Below are 20,253 nucleotides of genomic sequence, written 5' to 3'. Positions count from 1 at the left end.
TCCAAGTGCTTATGCGGCCTCCCTCGCCCTACACATCTCGGGCAAGTTAGCCCTCACCAGCGCCTCAGCAAACGGCGGCGGGACGGCATTACCACAGCGCGCGACCTGCTTATCCTTCGCATACTTCACGCCACGGTAATCCTGGTCAATGATATACCACTCGGGGAAGCCCTGCGCCCGGTAAAGCTCATGCGGCTGTAGCATACGCATTCCAATGTCGACGATGCGGTAAGTCACTCCGCCGATATCCACCAGCCCGTTGCTATCCTCACCGCAGTATTGCTGCAGGAACGCCAGCACCTGCTGCGCGCGCTCTTCGTCATAGTCCTCGATCGCCAGAGTCGTTTTAACCTCCCCTACGTGCTGGCCGCCGGCAGTGATAGTCAGCATCGGCGCATCAGTTCGCTGACCATCGCGGCAGGTTCCACGCAGCTTAACCAAGTGAGAAGCAACCACCGCATGATGGTCCACCGTCGTCACCGAGTGCGTGGGCTCATCCAGACCCACGCCGGCGCCCTGGTAGTTTCCGCCGTAGTGTTTAGCCAGAAATGCGCTCACCGTCGCGAACTTATTTCCACCTGCTGTAACGGTTCCCAGCGGATTCCCCAGTTGCAGCACCCGCGGCTCCTGACCGGGGCGCTCACCGTACCCCATTTGAATGAGCGTCGGCACAACCAGTTGCGATTTACCGCCGCCACCGGCAGTGATAATTGCGCTGGGCTCATCCACCCGGTGCCCGACGCTGGCGCCAAACTGACGCGCGATAACCGGAGCAACGACACAGGCGCGCGACTCTTTCAAGATGGTGTGAGCAGGTTTATCAAGCGGCCGTGGTTTCGCCTGGTACTCGCTGCCGCCATTTCCGGCCAGGAACGGAGCCAGAGCAGCTTCTACGATGCCCAAAGCGTGACCGTTGCCTCTAGGGCGTTTCGACGTACCAGCGGTCACCGTCGGTACCGGGTCGGTAACGGGCTGACCGGTGGCGCCGGTGCGGAATTTGGTCAGATGCGGTACTGCTAATGCGTAGCCGTGGGTTTTCGTAATCGTCTGCAGCGGTTCGTCCAGCGACTGGCCCCGGAAACAGTCATATTTTCCTTTGGTCGTCGTGTGGTTGCACTTCACGATGAACGGCGACGCGCTATCGATAACAAAGCGCTGTATGCCGCGGGCAATACGTTTCAGGGTATTAACAGCCAGCGGCTTTTTGCGATCGAAGATGCTCGGCGCGGGGATAGACCAGTCTATGCATTCCGCAGCTGTTCGCCACGGTGCCAGCTTGCCAACTAGCACCGCCGGTGATTTCGGATCTCCATGAGTGGCTTCCGGCCATACAATCGGCTTCCCATCGCAGCGCATCACCATGAAGAACCGCTTACGGATGGTCGGCGCGCCATAATCGCAAGCGCGCAGTTCGCGATACTCAACGATATATCCCAGACCTTTTACCAACCGTGCTGCATCCTCGCTATCAAGCGAAATATTCAGAAACTCGCAGCATTCGGCCAGCGCTGGATGGTTCGCCGGGATTCCGGTTGTCAGCATACCGACAAATGCCCGGAATGTTTCGCCGACGCGGTCTGGATCCGGGCGCATTTCTGCCGCGAGTAACGGACCCCACGTTTTAAACTCTTCGACGTTTTCCAGCATCATCACCCGAGGGTCAACATCTAGCCCCCAGCGCAGAACAATCCAAGCCAGCCCACGAATCGCCTTTTCTACCGGCTTGGCCCCTTTCGCCTTTGAAAAGTGACGGCAGTCTGGTGAAAACCATGCCAGCCCAACCCGGCGGCCGGCGGTCGCAACTTTCGGACGAACCGAATAAACCGACTCGCAGTAATGCAGCGTGTCGGGGTGATTAGTGGTGTGCATCGCGACAGCATTGAGATCGTGGTTTATAGCAATATCCACGCTGCGCACTATCGCCAGCTCGATTCCCGTTGAGGCGCCGCCGCCGCCAGCAAAGTTATCAACGATGATTTCGCTCTCTCTCACGCGTATTTCTCCATGGCGCAGGCCAGCGAACGAGCCGCGGCGATAATTGACGGTACCGGCATTTTTTCCAGCCACATCCGGTTGATGTGGTGCTGCAGGCGGCGCTGGTGGTGTGCCGGGAGTTCCCCGGCGTTTTCTACTTCTGACAGGACCATCGCTACTTCAGCGGGCCACACAGTTTCAGGCACGTCCACCAGCAGAAGGCTTTCAAGTTCCTGAATGCGTTTGCAGGCATATCCCAGTGAAGTTTCCACTACTTCTCCTCCGGCTTAATGATGTGCGCAGTAATATTCCGACCACAGTCGCAGCAGTAGAATGCTGTCCCGCCGCGAATGCCATTGGTATGCTGGCCCTCGAGAAATGAACCATCCCAAGAATAAAACTGTTTGAAATCCACAATTTCTTTCGTGTGGAATCCGTTATCACCTCCACAGTGCGGGCATGATGTTGGGTTGGCTCTAGCCATCTACTCCGCCTCCTCTGGTGAAGAAACCATTTCAATCTGGCAACCTGCTGCGCATTTCAGCGTTTCGCCACAAACGAACCATAGAGTGACGTCGTGATCATCAAAGTCGGTTTCCTTCCCCTCATACACCAAGGCTCTGAATTTCACGAAGTCGGCGCCATCGATATTTTCGTTCTGTTTAAACATACTTCACCCCGATAGGCTTGATGGTGTCCAGCAGCAGCCGGCGGCGCGTATTTTCTGCAAAGTGACGGCGCCCGATTTCTTTGTGGTAAAACTCGTTTTTGCCGACGACCCACATCCGCTCTGTCTGGTGCAGTTTTTTTACCTGCGGACCGTCTTTGGTGATCACGGTGCCGGTAAGGGTTTTTACGCTTGTCATACAGCCTCCCCGAGCACCCAGCGGAGAGCATCGGCGTATTCACCGCTGGCACCTTCAAGGGCTTCCGTGATTTCTTTGCGTGATTTTAGACGTGGCTTAGTTTCGCCAAGCACGGCGCGCTGACGCCTGGCTTTTTCATGGCCGGTAGTCCCAGCGGTCGCAGATTCAATCTCTTTCACTTTTTCCCGCTGCTCTTCCGGGGGAAGTGTGCCAAGCTGACGTGCCTGGGTAACGGTAACAGTACCAGACTCCACCGCTTCCCGGACGGCCTGGGTGGCATCGAGAAGGGACAGCGTTGCACGAACGGTCTGAACGCTGCAGCCAAACAACACTGCAATGTCGTCCTCATCGAGCCCGCGGTCGAGCGCGTCTGACATTTTTTTAGCCCGGCCAAGCGGTGTATCAGGTCGGCGAATTTCGTTTTCGCTGACCATGTATTTAGCCATCTGATTTGCTGATCCGCGCTTAACGACTCCGGGAACAAGCAGTGGATCTTTGCCTTCTTTCAGACGTAGTTTATTTGCCTCCAGGGTATGTTTAACTCGCTGACGGCCAACAACTACGCAGGTGAGCCCCGTTTCAGGGTCTTTCCAGACGATGATCGGCTCCAGTACACCCAGTTCCGCAATGTTCAGTACCATCCCTTCCTCGATCGGCAGGTGTACACGCTCATCGTAAAGTGGGTGGGTCTTATCGGTGACCAGGTGCAGGTTTTCAGGCTCGAAATTGAGCACGTTTGTTTTGCCGCTGGCACCGTATACGTCGATTGAATTTTTAGCCATGCATAGCCTCCTGCACATCCAAAAAACGCTGAAAAACGGGACTGCCCAGCAAGTTGTAATTCATCCCGATCGCTGCCTTTGGCGCTAGTCCATACCGTTTCATGTCAAAGTCGATAATGGCGCGCTGGTCGCGGAATAACCCTGATCGCCCGTGGCGAACAACCTCGCCGCTGGCCGCCGCTTCGCGGAAATACTTCAGGACGGTATCGCGGCTCAGGCCCAGTTTTTTCATTGCTTCGGTGGTCGTCAGGCGCCCCTGATGCTTAGTGATACGAATCACGGCACTGACGTACTCACGGCGCTCTGCTGTTGATAATGATCTAGCCATGGTTACGCCCTCTCCCAAGGCCAAACTTCGCGCGGATTTCAGCGATTTTGTTTAAGCCCTGCTCTTGTGTTAATGGTCTTCCGCCAAGCTTCTGGATCTGCTTAACCGGTTCCGGAATAACTTCACCCGCGTTCACCCGACGAACCATGCGCAACAGTTCCTCTGATGCTTTTCGGCGTAATTCGGAGTCGCTTAATCCCTTTGCGCGCATATCGGTATACAGACCGGTCACCATCCAGTAGCAGGCTTTGTGTTTCAGCGTTATCGGTTCGATTTTGTGTTCAGGCCATGGGTACGACTCAGCGTCCGGATACTGACCGCGAGTCCGGCAATACTGGTAAACCATATCAACCAGCTCACTCGCGTCTGGCAGGCCTACCGTTACCGCCTCCTCAGAACGGCACCAGGCAACAAACTGACCTGGTGATGGCATGAATGGTTTTTCCTGCTTGCGAGCAACCCGCATTCCGGCGTTAATCTGCTCTACCGTGGTGATCTCGTTCTCCTTGAACGCCAGGAGCCACTGGCGACGCATCTCGTTGAGGTCTTCCGCTGATTTGTTGGCCAGCGCCGGGAATACGGCGAGCAGTTGGCGAAACAGTTCGTTGAATACTTCAGCCGTCTTTGTCGCCTGATGTGCAAAGCTCTGCGCATCCCGCATTTCAGGCATGCTGGCGGCGATACGTTGGAAGTTCTTCCGATCGAAGTTATGCATGCTTTCTGCGATAGATTTCATTCGAGTACCCCGTCGATCCAGTCGGTATTGTCCAGCGCACTGGCGCCTGATGTGGTTTTTGATAGGCCAGGGCTGCGCAGGCGCTTAGTTGTCAGTTGATCCCACTGCTTGCGTAGTTTTGAAGGGCTGAGAATGTTTTTTTGCCAGAAATCGTCTTCATTGGCCCACTTGAACAGTTCGCAGATTTCGTAATGGCTGCGTTTGTCCTGCATGCGCATCAGACGGATGGTATTTGCCCATTCAACCCAGTTCGGTTCTGAGAGTGAGGCATTCACGGTGAGGGCTTTATCGAAAATCCATCGCGCGGCTTTGAGGTCGTCAGCTGTTCCCCAGGATTTTCCCGCAGGGGTATAAATCCCATAGGCCGCTTCTGGATGACGAGAGAGAAACTTCAAAGTTTCCTCGTTTCGGGATTCTTTAGAATTCCGAGACGAAGAAGATCTTTTACTATTGTTCTTGTTCTTGTATTGGGTGTCTCCCGTTTCCGGGAAAGGTTTTCCCGTTTTCGGTAACACTTTTCCCGATTCCGGGAAGAGTTTTCCCGTTTTCGGTTTGTCTAAAATCCACTCAGATAGCTCAGTATTTATACCGACAATTTTCATCACTCCCTGCTTATGAGCGAAGATAATTTTCCGCTCCGCGAGAGATTTGATTGTGTCGGAAATGTGCGACTCTCCGAGGTCTGTCAGCTCAGCAATCACCGTGTTTGTTACTCGGTCCTGCTTCTTGTTCCATCCATAGGTAAGCCAGATTACAGCCTCAAGACACTGCCACTCACGACCAGACATCCGCAGACGCGGCTTGAGCTTCTGTATCTCGTTTGCGATCTTGGTGTACCCGTTAGCCAGGTCGGCCATTTGACCTCCCGAACGCTCGGTTTTAATCGGAAAATTGATAACTTCAGCGGTATTTGACATACTTAATCCCGTGAATTGACCCAATTGATTCACCCGAAGACCGCCTGTGTTCGAGCACAACGGTCTTCCCCCTTTCAGAACAACCCAGCCTGATTGCTGCCCTTTCGCACGGAGCGCTTTGCTTCCCGGCGTGCGGCTGCGCTTGTCTGCTTCTCAGCCCATAACTTTGCGTGTCGCATAACATCGTCAAACATTCCCCCTTTTCGGCTTGCCTGTGACATCCGCTTGTACATATCGACCGCCTGGTATGCCCCCCCCCTGAGCCACTGCCTGCGTGAAGCCTTGGCGAAGCAGTTCCTCGCGGACGTTTTTCTCTATGAAGTTTTCCCAACTCATAACGCCTCCAGATTCGGACAAAATTTGCCATATTCATTTTTTCTGAATTCAGCAGCTACCTTTGCTGCCTCTAATTTGTCCTCGAAATATCCAAGACTAATGAGCTTTCCATCTTTAAATCCGCTCGCTTGCCATTTGCCGTATGGCTTATTCCAATAAACCCCTCTTTGTCCGCTTATATTTTTCTGGTTACGCCTGTTTCTCGAGTTCTCAACCCGTGTCGCAACCCGAAGATTTGATATTCTGTTGTCAGCTCTGTCACCATTGATATGGTCAATAAATGAGCCGCCAACCTCGCCATTCACTGCAATCCATGCCAGTCGGTGAGCGCCAAAGGCTTTCCCTTCGATACGAATTTTTATGTAGCCGGTTAATTCCAGACATCCGGCCAACTGACCAACTTTAATTCTTCCGTTCGAACTAACTTTCCAACGAAATTCACCTGAGTCCGGATCGTATTGGAGATATTCGAGTACTTTCTGCTGACTGATATGATTCATGGATACCCCGCTTACATCACGCCCAGCATTGAGCTCACGATTGTCATCAGCGTTCCTGTCTGCTCAGGCATCAGCCTGAATAGCGAAGCTATCCCCTCGCTTACCTCCTTCAATTTCTGGTGCTCTGGCGCATTCAGCATCACTGCCTGCTTTGCTTCGGCGCACTCCTTAATTGCTGAAGACAGGCGCGATAAAACATCGTCATGAGGAACTAGACGGTTGCGGTATTCCAGCGGGAGAACGGCCATGATTGCCGGCGAAAGAAGACGCACATACTCGCGGTATTTATCCGATTCGACCTGGTTATCCAGATAGCGGAATAATTTCTGCCGGGCACGGCTAAGGTCTTCGGGAAATTCGATCCCGTCACCGCCTTGCTGGCGCCACTCTTCGATGATGTATGCGGAAACAACATCCTGACCTGCAACTGATGCCCAGGCGCGAACGGCGGAACGAATGCCTTCATGGTCTATCACTCGCGGCTGATTTCGCTTTATCAGAGCGCCGGGGTTGAATCCGGTATTTTGTTGAAAGGGAAGTGTTTGCATAGTTATACCCTCTGATCCTGCGGCAAACCGTCGGTAGGGTTCGGGTACAAATCGGGGCGCAATTCGTGTGGCGTCACTCCGGTTGCTTTGAAGATAGTGAGAACGCGGCTTTGCGGTACCACGCCGTAATTTCTATTTTTCCAGTGACTAACCGTCATAGCTGAAACATCTAAACTTTCAGCTAGCTTGCTGGCATTCCCTGCAATATTTATGGCTTTGTCGAGAGCTTTCATAGGTGACTCCTGTGAAGAAACACGACAATTAAACAACAGGTTTAAATAACAGTCAAAGAAATTTCAACATATAGTTTATTTCGGGTGTTAAACGATTTGTTTATAATCTTGATATGAGAGAAAAAAACATCAAACCGCCAATGCTTTCTGATCGCCTTACCAAGGTGCTTAAAACCAGGAAGATGAGTAAGTCAGAATTAGCTAGAAGGGTTGGCGTGACTCCGCAAGCTGTGAATAACTGGTTCTCCAGGGGAGAGCTGGGGAGAGAGTCTGCTCAGCAGATTGCGGACGTCCTCAAAATCTCTATCGACTGGCTTTTGAATGGTGATCCGAATGACATTTTGACTATTGAACAAGTCAGAATGAAAAGGCTGAAACAATATATCGAGAACGGCTCGCTTAAGATAGAAGATGACCCATTCTTTGAAGAAATCCTTTCTGGAAAGAAATCAATCAATGACAATGTCGCAAGGCGTATTGAACGCGATTTCAGTCTCCCTTTCGGCTCTCTTGATTACGATCCAGAGCGAGCACCATCTAGTATAGTTGGGGACTTATCTTCAACTGAGATCGAACTTGTACATCTTTTCCGTCAGATGCCAAAATCGGCGCAAAAGGAAATGCTGCTACTTTTTAACAGCAGAGTGAGTGAGTACTCGTCTCTTTTTAGAGAGTTACTTGAACTGAAAGAACAGAAGTAGACCTAGCCCATTGCGTAGAAGCAGAAACCGGCACTAGCCGGTTTTTTTTGTGCCCATCGATCAAAATTAAACTACAAGTTGAAAATAGACTTGACGCAAATTTAAACCTGTTGTTTAATTTACTCCATCAACAACGCGCTGCGTTGCTCCGATAAACGTTCCGCTGGCCGGCGACAAGGCAGAGGTTGAAATGAGTAAGCAAGGCATCAGAGCCCTGATCATTTCGGCAGTTATAGGGTTCACCTTCTGGGTTTTATTCATCATATGCATTGCGGGGGTTATCTATGGCTAATCCAGTTCCAAACAGCGGTCGCGCAATACCAATGCGTAATCCGCGCACCGGCGCGCCCTGGTCTGTTTCATACGACCATGTTCGCAAAACCTATTTCCATGAACCGCAGGGAAATCTGCGCTTTATCCGTCAGCCCTTTTACTCAAGAGATCTTGCGCCCTATCTCGTTCCGGCAGGTACCCACTGATGAGCACAATGTTCGCACTGGTGATAACCGTCGGCATGCTAATTGGCGGTAATCAGGATGTTTTGCTGGGTGTATATGACAGCGAGCAAGCATGTCAGGAAGCTGCTATTGAACAAGGTGTAAAGGGCGAATGCCTGCCGTTGAAAGGCGTTCTGGCTGAACACCCCGCCGGATTCACCGCACAGATGTAGGAGGCGTTATGCAGAAACGATGTGGCGAATACGACGCCATGGCCAACGAGGCCTAACGTAAAACCCGCCGAAGCGGGCTGTACGTCCGGTGCCACCGACCAAAGTTACACCGGAAATTACCAAAACCAATGAACACCCGATGGGCGCTATCAATGGCCCGGGGATTCTAACACCCAAAATTGAGGCTATCACATGGAATATTTTTATCTGATAAAGGCAACTCAAAAATCGGGTAAAGCCGATGCCATTATCTGGCGTTCCGCAAAATCTGAAGCTCGCGCACAGCTGCAGTTAGACGTTGATCTGGAAGATGCAGAAATCGAAACCGGGCGCGGCAAAGACTACCTGAAACCAATCCGGACCGATTTCCCGGTATTTAATGACCTTCCCGCTGAAGGTGTTCTGGATTTTGAATGGTGCAAGCGCTATCAGCTCGGCGACGACCAGCGCACCTGGCAGGTTACTCCGGGGGCTGTTGCTGATTCAACCACCGTTGTTGAAGATGAGATCGTTAATGGTGATTCAGACGATAAGTTTTCAGGCGATGAAAACTCCCTCTACAACCTCGCAGAAATGCCATTCCGCATTCAGCTACTGGCACAGTACATGGCAGAAGAAGGCCATGTTTACCATATCAGCATCCCGCATCGCGGGCGGCTTTCCGCCATGGAATTGGATACAGATAATTCGGCAGTTCAGGATCTCATTCTTGCCGCTGAAAGTATTCCTGAAATAAAGAAATACGACATGCCGGCTTTGTGGAAATTTACGAGCGCAAATAAAAAGGTCTTCCCTGAAGGGAAGCGCCACGAACTTGGCAAGCGTATTCAGTTTGCGAAATTGTGGTTCGAAACTAATGCTATCGATCGCGGCATCCTTACCAGGGAATGGTCAGTTGGCAATCAGATTTCAGCAGTTCCCCATGCTGACCCTCACGCTACACCCGAACGCTATAAACGCGCCGTAACGCAGAATATCGCGAATCTGGCTATTGAGATCGCTATTGCTCAACTGTACCCGGATGCAGAGCCGGGAAAAATCAGCCGCCCTCAACTCATCGGCGCCAAAGACCTGGTAGACAGGAAAGAGGATGTCCATGTTAAGGCGCTCAAAATTATGAGCAAAACTACAGATATTCTCGATTATGACGCAAATAGCATTTTCGGCGTTACCCGTGCCATTAAATGGAATGGCGAAGAAAGCACGTCAGAACTGCGGGCAACGGTTCGTAACTGGCTCGCGGCAAATGGCATTTATGAAAACGGCGAGCGCTCAAAAGGCTATCCGGAGTGGGAAGAGGATCCGCGCGCGGGCCGTCAATCAAATGTCGTTGAACAACCTAACGAAGATCCGGCAGAAACCAAAAAACCTGAAATTGCCAAAGTCAGCGCTGGCCTGTACGCCGTTGAAGGCCTTATGGCCTCTCCTGCCCCAAAAAACGACAACAAAGAGGCCACCAGCGATGTGCAGATGGAAGAGGCTCAGCAGGTCAAAGACGAAGCTGATAATCCGGTACCGGCAGGCGAAAGCGCTAATGCAGATGCTGAAAAAACAGATGCCGTAAACGCACGCAAAATTTTAACTGAGCGCTGTCCTGAACTGGCCGCTGCGGTTCTGCAGGACCAGGAACCAACAATCACGCCTGAAGATTCCGCCGAAGAACCAGACCAGGAACTTACAGCGACAGTATGGCCAGAATACTTCGAGCCTGGCCGATATGAAGGTGTACCGAACGAGGTTTATCACACCGCCAACGGTATCAGCTCCACGATGGTTAAAGATGCCCGGGTATCGCTGATGTATTTCGAAGCGCGCCATGTCTCAAAAACTATCAATAAGGAACGCTCGCCGGTTCTGGATATGGGCAACCTGGTGCATGCGCTGGCACTGCAGCCGGAAGACATGGATAAAGAGTTCAGCGTCGAGCCCGAAATCCCGGAAGGTGCATTCACCACCACCGCTACGATCCGCGCCTTTATCGACGAGCACAACGCCAGCCTGCCGCCGCTGTTGAGCGCCGACGATATCAAAGCATTACTGGATGCACATAACGCCACCCTGCCCGCATCGTTCCCGCTTGGGGCATCCGTTGACGAATCCTATGCGTCATATGAGCAACTCCCGGAGGAGTTCCAGCGCATCGAGAATGGGACTAAGCATACCGCTACGGCAATGAAGGCCTGCATCAAAGAATACAACGCCACCCTGCCCGCGCCGGTTAAAACCAGCGGCAGCCGCGATGCATTGCTGGAACAGCTGGCAATCATTAATCCTGACCTGGTCGCGCAAGAAGCCCAGAAGGAGCAGCCGCTGAAAGTGTCGGGAACCAAAGTGGACCTGATGCAGGTCGTGAAATCCGTTAATCCTGACGCGGTATTCTCCGACGAACTACTGGATGCCTGGCGCGAGAACCCGGAAGGAAAAGTGCTGGTTACCCGTCAGCAGCTTAGTACTGCGCTGGCCATTCAGAAAGCACTCCTGAATCACCCGACCGCCGGGAAGCTACTGACCCACCCGAGCCGCGCTGTCGAGGTGAGCTATTTCGGTATTGATGAAGAAACCGGGCTGGAAATCCGCGTGCGTCCTGACCTTGAGATAGACATGGGCGGCCTGCGCATTGGTGCCGACCTGAAAACCATCAGCATGTGGAACATCAAGCAGGAAGGCCTGCGCGCGAAACTGCATCGGGAAATCATCGAGCGCGATTACCACCTGAGCGCGGCTATGTACTGCGAAACCGCAGCGCTGGATCAGTTCTTCTGGATTTTCGTCAACAAAGACGAGAACTACCACTGGATCGCCATCATCGAGGCATCCGAAGAGCTGCTGGAACTCGGCATGCTGGAATACCGCAAAGCAATGCGCGCCATCGCTAACGGTTTCGACACTGGCGAATGGCCAGCACCGATTACCGAAGACTACGCCGAAGAACTTAACGATTTTGATGTGCGCCGTCTCGAAGCGCTGCGCGTACAGGCATAAGGGGGATATGACGATGGAAAACACCAATATTGTTACCACTGAGCAACAGGCTCCAAATACCATTTCTGCAAGTAACGCCATCTTCAACGTGCAGGCGCTCGGCCAGCTAACGGCATTTGCAAACCTGATGGCAGATTCACAGGTGACGGTGCCAGCACATCTTGCGGGTAAACCAGCCGATTGCATGGCGATCGTTATGCAGGCGATGCAATGGGGCATGAATCCCTACGCAGTAGCGCAAAAAACACATCTGGTAAACGGTGTGCTTGGGTATGAAGCCCAGTTAGTCAATGCGGTAATCGCCAGCTCAAGCGCCATTCATGGCCGCTTTCACTATCGTTACGGTGGCGACTGGGAGCGCTGCACCAGGACTCAAGAAATCACCCGGGAAAAGCACGGCAAAAACGGAAAATACAATGTCACCGAGCGTTTACGAGGCTGGACAGATGAGGACGAAATCGGGTTGTTCGTCCAGGTCGGCGCGATTCTGCGCGGTGAATCAGAAATCACCTGGGGGGAGCCACTTTATCTCTCTGGAGTCGTCACGCGTAATTCTCCTTTGTGGGTTTCTAACCCGAAACAGCAAATCGCTTATCTGGGCGTCAAATACTGGGCGCGGCTGTATTGCCCGGAAGTCATCCTGGGCGTTTACAGCCCGGATGAAGTTGAACAAAGACCCGAGCGAGAAATAAACCCGGCGCCGGCGCAAAGAATGTCTGTGGCAGAGATCACCAGCGGAACAGACATCACCACCAGCGCGCAGGATTCAGCTCTCAATATTGATTCCCTGGCAGATGATTTCCGTGACCGCATTGAGCGCGCCGAATCGGTCGATGCAGCAAAAGCCATCAGGGCGGATCTGGATAAAGAGAAAGCTGTGTTGGGTACTGTTCTTTTCACCGAGCTGAAAGGTAAAGCCGTGCAGCGTTATTTCATGGTAGACGCCCGAAACAAAGTTGAGGCCGCCATAAATTCACTCCCTAACCCGGGGGATCAGGAAGCCGAAACTTTATTCGCGAAGGCAGAAAGCACCCTGACCTCATCGCGCCGCCACCTCGGTGATGAACTGTATGACCAGTTCCGCATCACCCTGGATGACATGAAACCGGAATACGTGGGCTAAGGGAGGCGGGAGGGTTCGCCCTCCCGGTAATGATATGAGCAAATCACTTAACGCACGATGCATACGCCGCTGGGAAGTTGAGTTCAAAGGGCACTGCGATTCAAAAGTTAACCCCTACTGGTGCAAGCGTGACCTGCGTGGGTATATCCGTGAGGCGGCACTGACTACGGCGTATTGCATGGTTGATAGCTTGGCCTACAACAACGCAATGCATGCTTTTTTCGCAGATGTAGGTGATAGGCATGACTGGTCGCCAGAGTTCTCAGCATGGTACGACGGGCGCCGGGAGCTTTATCTCAAAGAAGCTCGCGACTACCTGAATGAAGAAGCCACCATCGACGAGATCGACGAAGAAATACAGAACGAGCTGGAGGCCTGGAATGACTGAGCGCGGAATGATTTTTAACGGGGAGATGGTGCGCGCCATTCTGGACGGTCGTAAGACGCAGACTCGGCGCATTGTGAAGCCGCAGCCGGAAATTTCTTCTAAAGATAATCTTTCCGGAATTTGGTTGGACAAACCACTTAATGGGCTATTGCTACCAAAAATCCAAGATATCGCGATTCATTGCCCTTTCGGTATGTCAGGCGATCGGATTTGGGTTCGCGAGACGTGGGCGACTCTGGGCAACGAAGACGGCTGTTATGTCGACTGGGAAGAGAATCTTTGCAAAGGAGATGAGCGCTCAGCTGCGAGGATTTACCGCGCCAGCTGCGAACAAAGACCAGGCGATTATGGGCTGTGGTCTATCCCCGATGACGACTACTGGAAACCACATACCAAAGATCACAAGTTCGAAGGTGCATGGCGACCATCAATTCTCATGCCACGCTGGGCCAGCCGCATTCTGCTGGAAATCACTAATGTGCGTGTGGAGCAATTGAACGTTATCAGCGAGCGCGATGCTCAGGCCGAAGGAGTGGCAAAGCTACAAGGGGGATTCTGGCAGCACTATCAGCCAGGCTGGACGCAGCATCAATTGAGCGCTCGCGGCTCATTCGTAACCCTCTGGAAATCTATCTACGGCGAAGAATCATGGAATTCCAACCCGTGGGTTTGGGTCATCGAGTTCAAACGTCTTGAGGAGCGCGCAGCATGAGCCTAAAACACCGTTTACCCCAACTCGAAGCCAGTATTGACCCGGCGGCATTGCGCGCGGCTGCCGACGAATATTCGGATCTGCTTCTGACTTTATGCTTGTGCATGAAGATGGCTGGCCCCACTAGGGCGAATGTGCGCGCCTGCGCCACTGAACTGAAGAAGCGCCTGACGACCTGGCATAGCCAGAAGGAGCTCAACGCGATTCTGTCCAGTTGGGATCCCGTTGGTTATGTTCTCGGCCTCCGCCGTGAAGCTAACGACAACGCGCGTGCAGCTGGCGATCCGGTTGATGTATTTGTGTGAGGTGGATATGCGACTGATAAACCGAAGCAAGCAATCACCGCTGGGCCGCCAGGCTTGTGATGCCGCACTGGCAAAACACGTTGAGCTTTATGGCGATTATGGTCGGCAGAAAACAAAGCGAACCTACACCGTGATCGTCCAGAGTTCAAAAATCACTGTAGAGATTGTTAATCGTAAATCCAGTTATGTGGCTACCGCCATGAACTGCGCGCGCAGGTTGCGTCATTTGCCTGGGCAGTATAGCTAAGGAGTTTTTATGAAAAATACATCGCACGCGCATGATGAAATTTTGATAACCGATGACGTTTTGGCAAGGTATAAAATTTCACGAAGCACGCTTTATTTCTGGAGTACCCCCTCCCGAATGCCAGCATACTTTTCTCAGCCGTTCCCGAAACCAAAAATTAATGGTAGCCCTAAGAGGTGGCGGATGTCTGATCTGCTGGCCTGGGAAGATAATGTGGGTATCAAACCAAAGGCTGACCAATCAGACTTTCAAGGTGACTCTGCCATACCCCAAGCCAATGGCGCTGATCATCAAGGTAATCATGCAGGTTATATCTCGCCATGACGCCGGACATATGATGGCCGAGCAATTTTTCTATCACATGTGGCGGCGCGCCGAGCTCAGATAGGCGTGTCGCTATTGTTCTTCTCAGGTCATGGAGCGACCATGTTTTCATTCCCGTTCTGGCTACGATTTGAGCTGAAAACGAGGCGACATTAGGTTGAAGCGGAGGGCGATCATCTTCCGGCCCCTTATATCGTGACAGTGTCACAACGTGATTTGATAATGATGTTTCCTTTTCCGCCTTCATCATTCTTACTACCGCTTCAGGAAGCGCTCTCCTTACCGACTTTCCTGTTTTATAATCGCTTGCTGGTATTGTCCATGCCTCCTCCTGGAAATCGAACCATTCCCATTTAGCTGTTCTGATCTCAGTACTTCGGCAACCGGTCATTATGAGAAACTTCATGATCAGCTGCTGCCTGTGCTTCATCTCCGGCAGCACATTCCATACAGCTTTGATTTCCTCATCACTCAACCAACGATCTTTTACCGCAGCTGTCAGCCCAACATCAGAACGTCTTAAGCTTTCTATGGGGTTAAAGTTAATTACCCCTCGATTGGAGCAGAAACGGAATGTGCGCTGCATTAAACCCAGCATCTGGCCGGTAACAACCCTTCTCCCCATACCATCAAAAAGGTTTAGCCAGTGCGCCTTCGTTGTCTGGTCAACAATCATGTCACCGAGCACGGGCGCGATGTGATTATTGAAGTCCCGGCGGTTAACTTTTATTTTTACCAAGCCTTCAGGTATGCAGTAAAACTTTTCCCAGTAGTCGAACGCTTCTTTAACTGTCAGCGCTTCTGTTTTTTTCTGTTTCTCAAGCACCGTTTGCCGTCTCGGATCAAGTCCTTCCGTTAACCACGCCCTCAACTGCTGCCGGCGCTCTCGGGCCTGAGATAATGATATGGTTGGATAATCGCCAATCGTCAGCTGTACGGCCTTCCCGTTCCATCTGTAGCGGTAAAAGAATGTTATACTGCCGGAAGTAGACAACCTGACATTCAAGCCGTGAGCGTCTGAAATGACCTCGATTTTGTCTCTTTTTTTGGAAAGAGCTTTTCTTAATTTTGTGTCGGTAAGCAATGTGTACACTCCGGGAGAGGATATACACACCAGTGTACACATTATACGTAAATTGATAACCTTCGAATTAATGCAAAATAAAGAATCATAAAGCACAAACTGGCAGCAAAGCGGCGCTAGCGTTGGAAAATTTAAAAAGACATCAATCATGATTAACAAACATAAAACAGGTTCATATGCCCTACGATAGCGTCTATCTGGAGAAGCGCCCGCCTGGCGCGCTGCGCACCGTATGGCGAAAATTCTACGGCGATACGACCGCGATGATCGGCCTGTACGGCTGCGCGGCGCTGGCGCTACTGTGCGTTTTCGGCGGCTGGTTCGCCCCTTACGGCATCGACCAGCAGTTCCTCGGCTATCAGCTGCTGCCGCCGTCATGGTCGCGGTACGGCGAAGTGTCGTTCTTTCTCGGTACTGACGATCTCGGTCGCGATGTCCTGAGCCGACTGCTGAGCGGCGCGGCGCCAACGGTCGGCGGCGCATTTGTGGTAACGCTCGGCGCCGCCCTGCTGGGGCTGGTGCTCGGCGTGATTGCCGGGTCCACTCACGGCCTGCGGTCGGCGGTGATGAACCATATTCTTGACACGCTGCTGTCGATCCCGTCCCTGCTGCTGGCCATTATCGTGGTCGCCTTCGCCGGGCCGCACCTCAGCCACGCGATGTTCGCCGTCTGGCTGGCGCTTCTGCCGCGGATGGTGCGTTCGGTTTACAGCATGGTGCATGACGAACTGGAAAAAGAGTACGTTATCGCCGCCCGCCTTGACGGAGCCTCGACGCTAAATATTTTATGGTTCGCGGTGCTGCCGAACATTACCTCTGGCCTGGTCACTGAGATCACCCGCGCGCTGTCGATGGCGATCCTCGATATCGCCGCGCTGGGCTTCCTCGACCTCGGCGCGCAGCTTCCTTCTCCCGAATGGGGAGCGATGCTCGGCGACGCGCTGGAGCTGATTTACGTGGCGCCGTGGACGGTGATGCTGCCGGGCGCGGCAATCATGATAAGCGTCCTGCTGGTTAATCTGCTGGGCGACGGGATCCGCCGCGCCATCATCGCCGGGGTGGAATAATGCCGTTACTCGACATCCGAAATTTAACTATTGAGTTCAAGACCAGCGAAGGCTGGGTAAAAGCCGTCGATCGCGTCAGCCTGACTCTCGCCGAGGGGGAAATACGCGGCCTCGTCGGGGAGTCCGGCTCGGGTAAAAGCCTTATAGCTAAAGCGATTTGCGGCGTCACCAAGGACAACTGGCGGGTGACCGCCGACCGCATGCGCTTCGATGATATCGATCTGCTGCGTCTGTCGGTGCGCGAGCGGCGTAAGCTGGTAGGCCACAACGTCTCAATGATTTTTCAGGAGCCGCAATCCTGTCTCGACCCTTCCGAACGTATCGGCCAGCAGCTGACGCAGAATATCCCCGGCTGGACCTTTAAAGGACGCTGGTGGCAGCGCCTGGGCTGGCGCAAGCGGCGCGCCATCGAGCTTCTGCACCGCGTGGGGATTAAAGACCATAAAGATGCGATGCGCAGCTTCCCCTATGAGCTGACGGACGGAGAGTGCCAAAAGGTCATGATCGCCATCGCGCTGGCTAACCAGCCGCGGCTGCTGATCGCCGACGAGCCGACCAACGCCATGGAGCCGACAACGCAGGCGCAAATTATCCGCCTGCTAACGCGGTTAAACCAAAACAACAACACCACCATTTTGCTGATCAGTCACGATATGCAGATGCTCAGTAAATGGGCGGACAAAATCAACGTGATGTACTGCGGGCAGACGGTGGAAACCGCACCGAGCGAAGAGCTGGTGACGATTCCTCATCACCCCTACACCCAGGCGCTGATTCGGGCGATTCCCGATTTCGGTAGCGCCATGCCGCACAAGAGTCGGCTCAATACCCTGCCGGGGGCGATCCCACTGCTCGAACAGCTGCCCATCGGCTGCCGGCTCGGGCCGCGTTGCCCTTATGCCCAGCGCGAATGTATCGAAACGCCCCGGCTGGTAGGCGCACGTAACCACCTCTATGCCTGTCATTTCCCGCTGAACATGGAGAAAGAGTGAAATGGTCGAAACATTGCTTGAAGTGCGCAATCTGAGTAAGACCTTTCGCTACCGCACCGGCTGGTTTCATCGGCAAACGGTGGAAGCGGTCAAGCCACTAAGCTTTACCCTGCGCGAGCGCCAGACCCTGGCGATTATCGGCGAGAACGGTTCCGGCAAGTCAACGCTGGCGAAAATGCTCGCCGGAATGGTCGAACCCAGCACCGGCGAACTGCTGATTGACGATCGCCCGCTGGCGTTTGGCGATTACTCTTTTCGCAGCCAGAAGATTCGCATGATCTTTCAGGATCCGTCGACCTCGCTCAATCCCCGGCAGCGTATTTCGCAAATCCTCGATTTTCCGCTGCGCCTGAATACCGACCTCGAACCCGAAGCGCGGCAGAAGCAGATTATCGAAACGTTGCGCATGGTCGGCCTGCTGCCGGACCACGTCAGCTACTACCCGCATATGCTGGCGCCGGGACAGAAACAACGTCTAGGCCTGGCGCGCGCGCTGATCCTGCGCCCGAAGGTCATCGTCTGCGATGAAGCGCTGGCGTCGCTGGATATGTCAATGCGCTCGCAGCTGATTAACCTGATGCTGGAGCTGCAGGAAAAACAGGGTATCTCCTATATTTACGTGACTCAGCATCTGGGCATGATGAAGCACATCAGCGATCAGGTGCTGGTGATGCATCAAGGGGAAGTGGTCGAACGCGGCAGTACCGCGGACGTGCTGGCCTCTCCGCTGCACGACCTGACGAAACGCCTGATTGCCGGCCATTTCGGCGAGGCGCTCACTGCCGATGCCTGGCGTAAAGACGGCAAATAATCTGAGGCGTAAACTTCGATGATTTTTCCGGTTCAATTTTCTACCCTGCCCGTGACGCCGTGGAAAAATGGCCGCGGGGAAACGCGCGAAATCGTCAGCATTGCCTCGCCGGACGCGCCGTTTCTCTGGCGCGCCAGTATCGCCACGCTGGAAAACGACGGTCCGTTCTCCCCTTTTCCCGGTGTTGACCGGGTCATCACCCTGCTTGAGGGACAGCCGCTGTGGCTACGGGGCGATGATATCGCCCAGCGCCTTGAGCTCTGGCAACCGTGGGCGTTTGCCGGCGAGTGGCCTATTGCCAGCGAAGGCATCAGCGGACGCGGTCTGGACTTCAATATTATGACCCAGCGCACGCGCGCCGCGGCGCGCGTGAACGTCATCGCGGAAGGACAGCGGCCCGCCGCGGAGGGCATCGCATGGATTCTCCAGGGTAGCTGGCGGCTGGCTGACGCGGTTTATCAGGCCGGCTTCGGGATCTGGTGGCAGGACGAATCGCCAGGCGAGCTGTTACCGCAGTCTGCGGACGCCCGACTTTTACTGGCGGAAATCGTTCGCCGCTAGCGCCGCGTCGCCGCAATTTCAGATGGTATACTCTTGTATACACGGTAGCCAAAGCGCGATATGACGTGGCGAATGGCAGAAAAATATCGTGACACAAGGGGTCGTCAGTGGGATATAATTCCCGGCTAAATTTGAGTTATTTTGAAATGACAACGCTAACTTAATGATTGTTAAAGTAAAAATACGCAATAACGATAAGGATTAAAAGCTATGGGTTTTCTTTCCGGTAAGCGCATTCTGTTGACTGGCCTTGCCAGCAAACTGTCCATCGCCTACGGCATCGCGCAAGCCATGCACCGTGAAGGGGCTGAACTGGCGTTCACCTATCAGAACGACAAACTGAAAGGTCGTGTGGAAGAATTTGCCGCCGCGCTGGGCTCTAATATCGTCCTGCCGTGCGATGTCGCGGAAGATGAGAGCATCGAGTCTCTGTTCACCGAACTGGCAAAAGTATGGCCGAAGTTCGACGGTTTCGTTCACTCCATCGGCTTTGCGCCGGCAGACCAACTGGACGGCGACTACGTTAACGCGGTGACCCGTGAAGGTTTCAAAATCGCTCACGATATCAGCGCCTACAGCTTTGTGGCGATGGCGAAAGCCTGCCGCGGTATGCTGAACCCGGGCTCCGCCCTGCTGACGCTCTCCTACCTGGGCGCAGAGCGCGCCATCCCGAACTACAACGTGATGGGCCTGGCGAAAGCCTCTCTTGAAGCTAACGTGCGCTACATGGCGAACGCCATGGGCCCGGAAGGCGTTCGCGTCAACGCTATCTCCGCCGGTCCGATCCGTACCCTGGCGGCATCCGGTATTAAAGATTTCCGTAAGATGCTGGCGCACTGCGAAGCGGTCACCCCGATCCGTCGCACCGTCACCACTGAAGACGTCGGCAACAGCGCAGCCTTCCTGTGCTCCGACCTGTCTGCCGGCATCTCCGGCGAAGTCGTTCACGTTGACGGCGGCTTCAGCATCGCCGCGATGAACGAGCTGGAACTGAAATAAGTTCTTCACCCTCCTCGCATCCGTGAGGAGGGTTCTTTCCCCCGCGCTTTCCTGCTGTTATTCCAAT

General features: G+C 53.4%; 25 protein-coding genes. 13 read left to right on the top strand and 12 right to left on the bottom strand.

Translation table 11 applies throughout. The features are described 5' to 3' along the window. Positions 1-9: 9 nt before the first annotated feature. The 11 genes from BWI76_RS12135 to BWI76_RS12080 all read right to left on the bottom strand — a co-directional run bounded on the left by BWI76_RS12135 (position 10) and on the right by BWI76_RS12080 (position 7,220). Positions 10-1,992, bottom strand: a complete 1,983-nt coding sequence (locus BWI76_RS12135) for a DNA cytosine methyltransferase (protein ID WP_004139429.1) — start codon at positions 1,990-1,992, stop codon at positions 10-12. Further along, positions 1,989-2,246 (bottom strand): hypothetical protein, encoded by a 258-nt coding sequence (locus BWI76_RS12130; RefSeq protein WP_004139431.1) that lies wholly within the window; start codon positions 2,244-2,246, stop codon positions 1,989-1,991. The genes BWI76_RS12135 and BWI76_RS12130 overlap by 4 nt, the downstream gene beginning before the upstream one ends. A 212-nt stretch (positions 2,247-2,458) precedes the next feature. Beyond that, positions 2,459-2,644, bottom strand: a complete 186-nt coding sequence (locus BWI76_RS12120) for a hypothetical protein (RefSeq protein WP_004139436.1) — start codon at positions 2,642-2,644, stop codon at positions 2,459-2,461. After that, positions 2,637-2,840, bottom strand: a complete 204-nt coding sequence (locus BWI76_RS12115) for a hypothetical protein (protein WP_004139438.1) — start codon at positions 2,838-2,840, stop codon at positions 2,637-2,639. The genes BWI76_RS12120 and BWI76_RS12115 overlap by 8 nt, the downstream gene beginning before the upstream one ends. After that, positions 2,837-3,622, bottom strand: a complete 786-nt coding sequence (locus tag BWI76_RS12110; RefSeq protein WP_004139440.1) for a ParB/RepB/Spo0J family partition protein — start codon at positions 3,620-3,622, stop codon at positions 2,837-2,839. The genes BWI76_RS12115 and BWI76_RS12110 overlap by 4 nt, the downstream gene beginning before the upstream one ends. Beyond that, the gene (locus BWI76_RS12105) at positions 3,615-3,950 is read right to left on the bottom strand and encodes a DUF977 family protein (protein ID WP_064371706.1); all 336 of its coding nucleotides are present in this window, start codon (positions 3,948-3,950) and stop codon (positions 3,615-3,617) included. The genes BWI76_RS12110 and BWI76_RS12105 overlap by 8 nt, the downstream gene beginning before the upstream one ends. Then, entirely contained in the window at positions 3,943-4,686 is a 744-nt protein-coding gene (locus tag BWI76_RS12100) for a replication protein P (protein ID WP_004139452.1), read from the bottom strand. Before BWI76_RS12100 ends, BWI76_RS12105 begins: the two co-directional genes overlap by 8 nt. Further along, entirely contained in the window at positions 4,683-5,603 is a 921-nt protein-coding gene (locus tag BWI76_RS12095; protein WP_064371705.1) for a replication protein, read from the bottom strand. The genes BWI76_RS12100 and BWI76_RS12095 overlap by 4 nt, the downstream gene beginning before the upstream one ends. Before the next feature lie 332 nt (positions 5,604-5,935). Continuing rightward, a complete protein-coding gene (locus BWI76_RS12090; protein ID WP_004139457.1) occupies positions 5,936-6,439 on the bottom strand; it encodes an HNH endonuclease signature motif containing protein in 504 nt (167 codons plus the stop codon). An 11-nt stretch (positions 6,440-6,450) separates the two neighbouring features. Then, complete coding sequence (locus BWI76_RS12085; RefSeq protein WP_004139459.1) at positions 6,451-6,987, bottom strand: toxin YdaT domain-containing protein; 537 nt, start codon at positions 6,985-6,987, stop codon at positions 6,451-6,453. Between the two features lie 2 nt (positions 6,988-6,989). Next, positions 6,990-7,220: a transcriptional regulator gene (locus BWI76_RS12080; protein WP_004139461.1), complete on the bottom strand. Its 231-nt coding sequence runs from the start codon at positions 7,218-7,220 to the stop codon at positions 6,990-6,992. Between the two features lie 113 nt (positions 7,221-7,333). Here BWI76_RS12080 and BWI76_RS12075 point away from each other — a divergent pair, with 113 nt between their 5' ends. The 8 genes from BWI76_RS12075 (at position 7,334) to BWI76_RS12035 (ending at position 14,348) form a co-directional block, all read left to right on the top strand. Further along, positions 7,334-7,921: a helix-turn-helix domain-containing protein gene (locus tag BWI76_RS12075; RefSeq protein ID WP_227493326.1), complete on the top strand. Its 588-nt coding sequence runs from the start codon at positions 7,334-7,336 to the stop codon at positions 7,919-7,921. Positions 7,922-8,399: 478 nt separating this feature from the next. Further along, entirely contained in the window at positions 8,400-8,591 is a 192-nt protein-coding gene (locus tag BWI76_RS12065) for a DUF1482 family protein (RefSeq protein ID WP_004139465.1), read from the top strand. 192 nt (positions 8,592-8,783) lie between these two features. Further along, positions 8,784-11,573: a RecE family exodeoxyribonuclease gene (locus BWI76_RS12060; RefSeq protein ID WP_004139467.1), complete on the top strand. Its 2,790-nt coding sequence runs from the start codon at positions 8,784-8,786 to the stop codon at positions 11,571-11,573. Next, a complete protein-coding gene (locus BWI76_RS12055) occupies positions 11,536-12,696 on the top strand; it encodes a RecT family recombinase (RefSeq protein WP_102136229.1) in 1,161 nt (386 codons plus the stop codon). Before BWI76_RS12060 ends, BWI76_RS12055 begins: the two co-directional genes overlap by 38 nt. A 34-nt stretch (positions 12,697-12,730) precedes the next feature. Further along, entirely contained in the window at positions 12,731-13,084 is a 354-nt protein-coding gene (locus BWI76_RS12050; RefSeq protein WP_064371703.1) for a hypothetical protein, read from the top strand. After that, the gene (locus BWI76_RS12045) at positions 13,077-13,796 is read left to right on the top strand and encodes a hypothetical protein (protein ID WP_064371702.1); all 720 of its coding nucleotides are present in this window, start codon (positions 13,077-13,079) and stop codon (positions 13,794-13,796) included. The genes BWI76_RS12050 and BWI76_RS12045 overlap by 8 nt, the downstream gene beginning before the upstream one ends. Beyond that, on the top strand, positions 13,793-14,101 hold the full coding sequence (locus tag BWI76_RS12040; protein ID WP_004139483.1) for a hypothetical protein: 309 nt from the start codon (positions 13,793-13,795) through the stop codon (positions 14,099-14,101). The genes BWI76_RS12045 and BWI76_RS12040 overlap by 4 nt, the downstream gene beginning before the upstream one ends. A 7-nt stretch (positions 14,102-14,108) precedes the next feature. Continuing rightward, positions 14,109-14,348, top strand: a complete 240-nt coding sequence (locus tag BWI76_RS12035; RefSeq protein WP_074168754.1) for a DUF4060 family protein — start codon at positions 14,109-14,111, stop codon at positions 14,346-14,348. A 220-nt stretch (positions 14,349-14,568) separates the two neighbouring features. Here the strand turns inward: BWI76_RS12035 and BWI76_RS12025 are convergent, their stop codons facing one another. Continuing rightward, entirely contained in the window at positions 14,569-15,798 is a 1,230-nt protein-coding gene (locus tag BWI76_RS12025; RefSeq protein WP_064371701.1) for a tyrosine-type recombinase/integrase, read from the bottom strand. 134 nt (positions 15,799-15,932) lie between these two features. Here BWI76_RS12025 and sapC point away from each other — a divergent pair, with 134 nt between their 5' ends. The 5 genes from sapC to fabI all read left to right on the top strand — a co-directional run bounded on the left by sapC (position 15,933) and on the right by fabI (position 20,186). Continuing rightward, positions 15,933-16,823, top strand: a complete 891-nt coding sequence (gene sapC / locus BWI76_RS12020; RefSeq protein ID WP_004139490.1) for a putrescine export ABC transporter permease SapC — start codon at positions 15,933-15,935, stop codon at positions 16,821-16,823. Next, a complete protein-coding gene (gene sapD, locus BWI76_RS12015) occupies positions 16,823-17,815 on the top strand; it encodes a putrescine export ABC transporter ATP-binding protein SapD (RefSeq protein WP_004121219.1) in 993 nt (330 codons plus the stop codon). The genes sapC and sapD overlap by 1 nt, the downstream gene beginning before the upstream one ends. Before the next feature lies 1 nt (position 17,816). Continuing rightward, positions 17,817-18,626, top strand: a complete 810-nt coding sequence (gene sapF, locus BWI76_RS12010; protein ID WP_004139492.1) for a putrescine export ABC transporter ATP-binding protein SapF — start codon at positions 17,817-17,819, stop codon at positions 18,624-18,626. Positions 18,627-18,644: 18 nt separating this feature from the next. After that, positions 18,645-19,187: a HutD family protein gene (locus BWI76_RS12005; protein ID WP_004139493.1), complete on the top strand. Its 543-nt coding sequence runs from the start codon at positions 18,645-18,647 to the stop codon at positions 19,185-19,187. A gap of 210 nt (positions 19,188-19,397) precedes the next feature. Then, entirely contained in the window at positions 19,398-20,186 is a 789-nt protein-coding gene (gene fabI, locus BWI76_RS12000; protein WP_004139494.1) for an enoyl-ACP reductase FabI, read from the top strand. Positions 20,187-20,253 lie beyond the last annotated feature (67 nt).

This window comes from Klebsiella sp. M5al (genome assembly GCF_002090195.1).
GTDB lineage: Bacteria > Pseudomonadota > Gammaproteobacteria > Enterobacterales > Enterobacteriaceae > Klebsiella > Klebsiella grimontii.
Note: the sequence above shows the minus strand (reverse complement) of the source record. Positions and strands in the feature narration are given on the sequence as shown.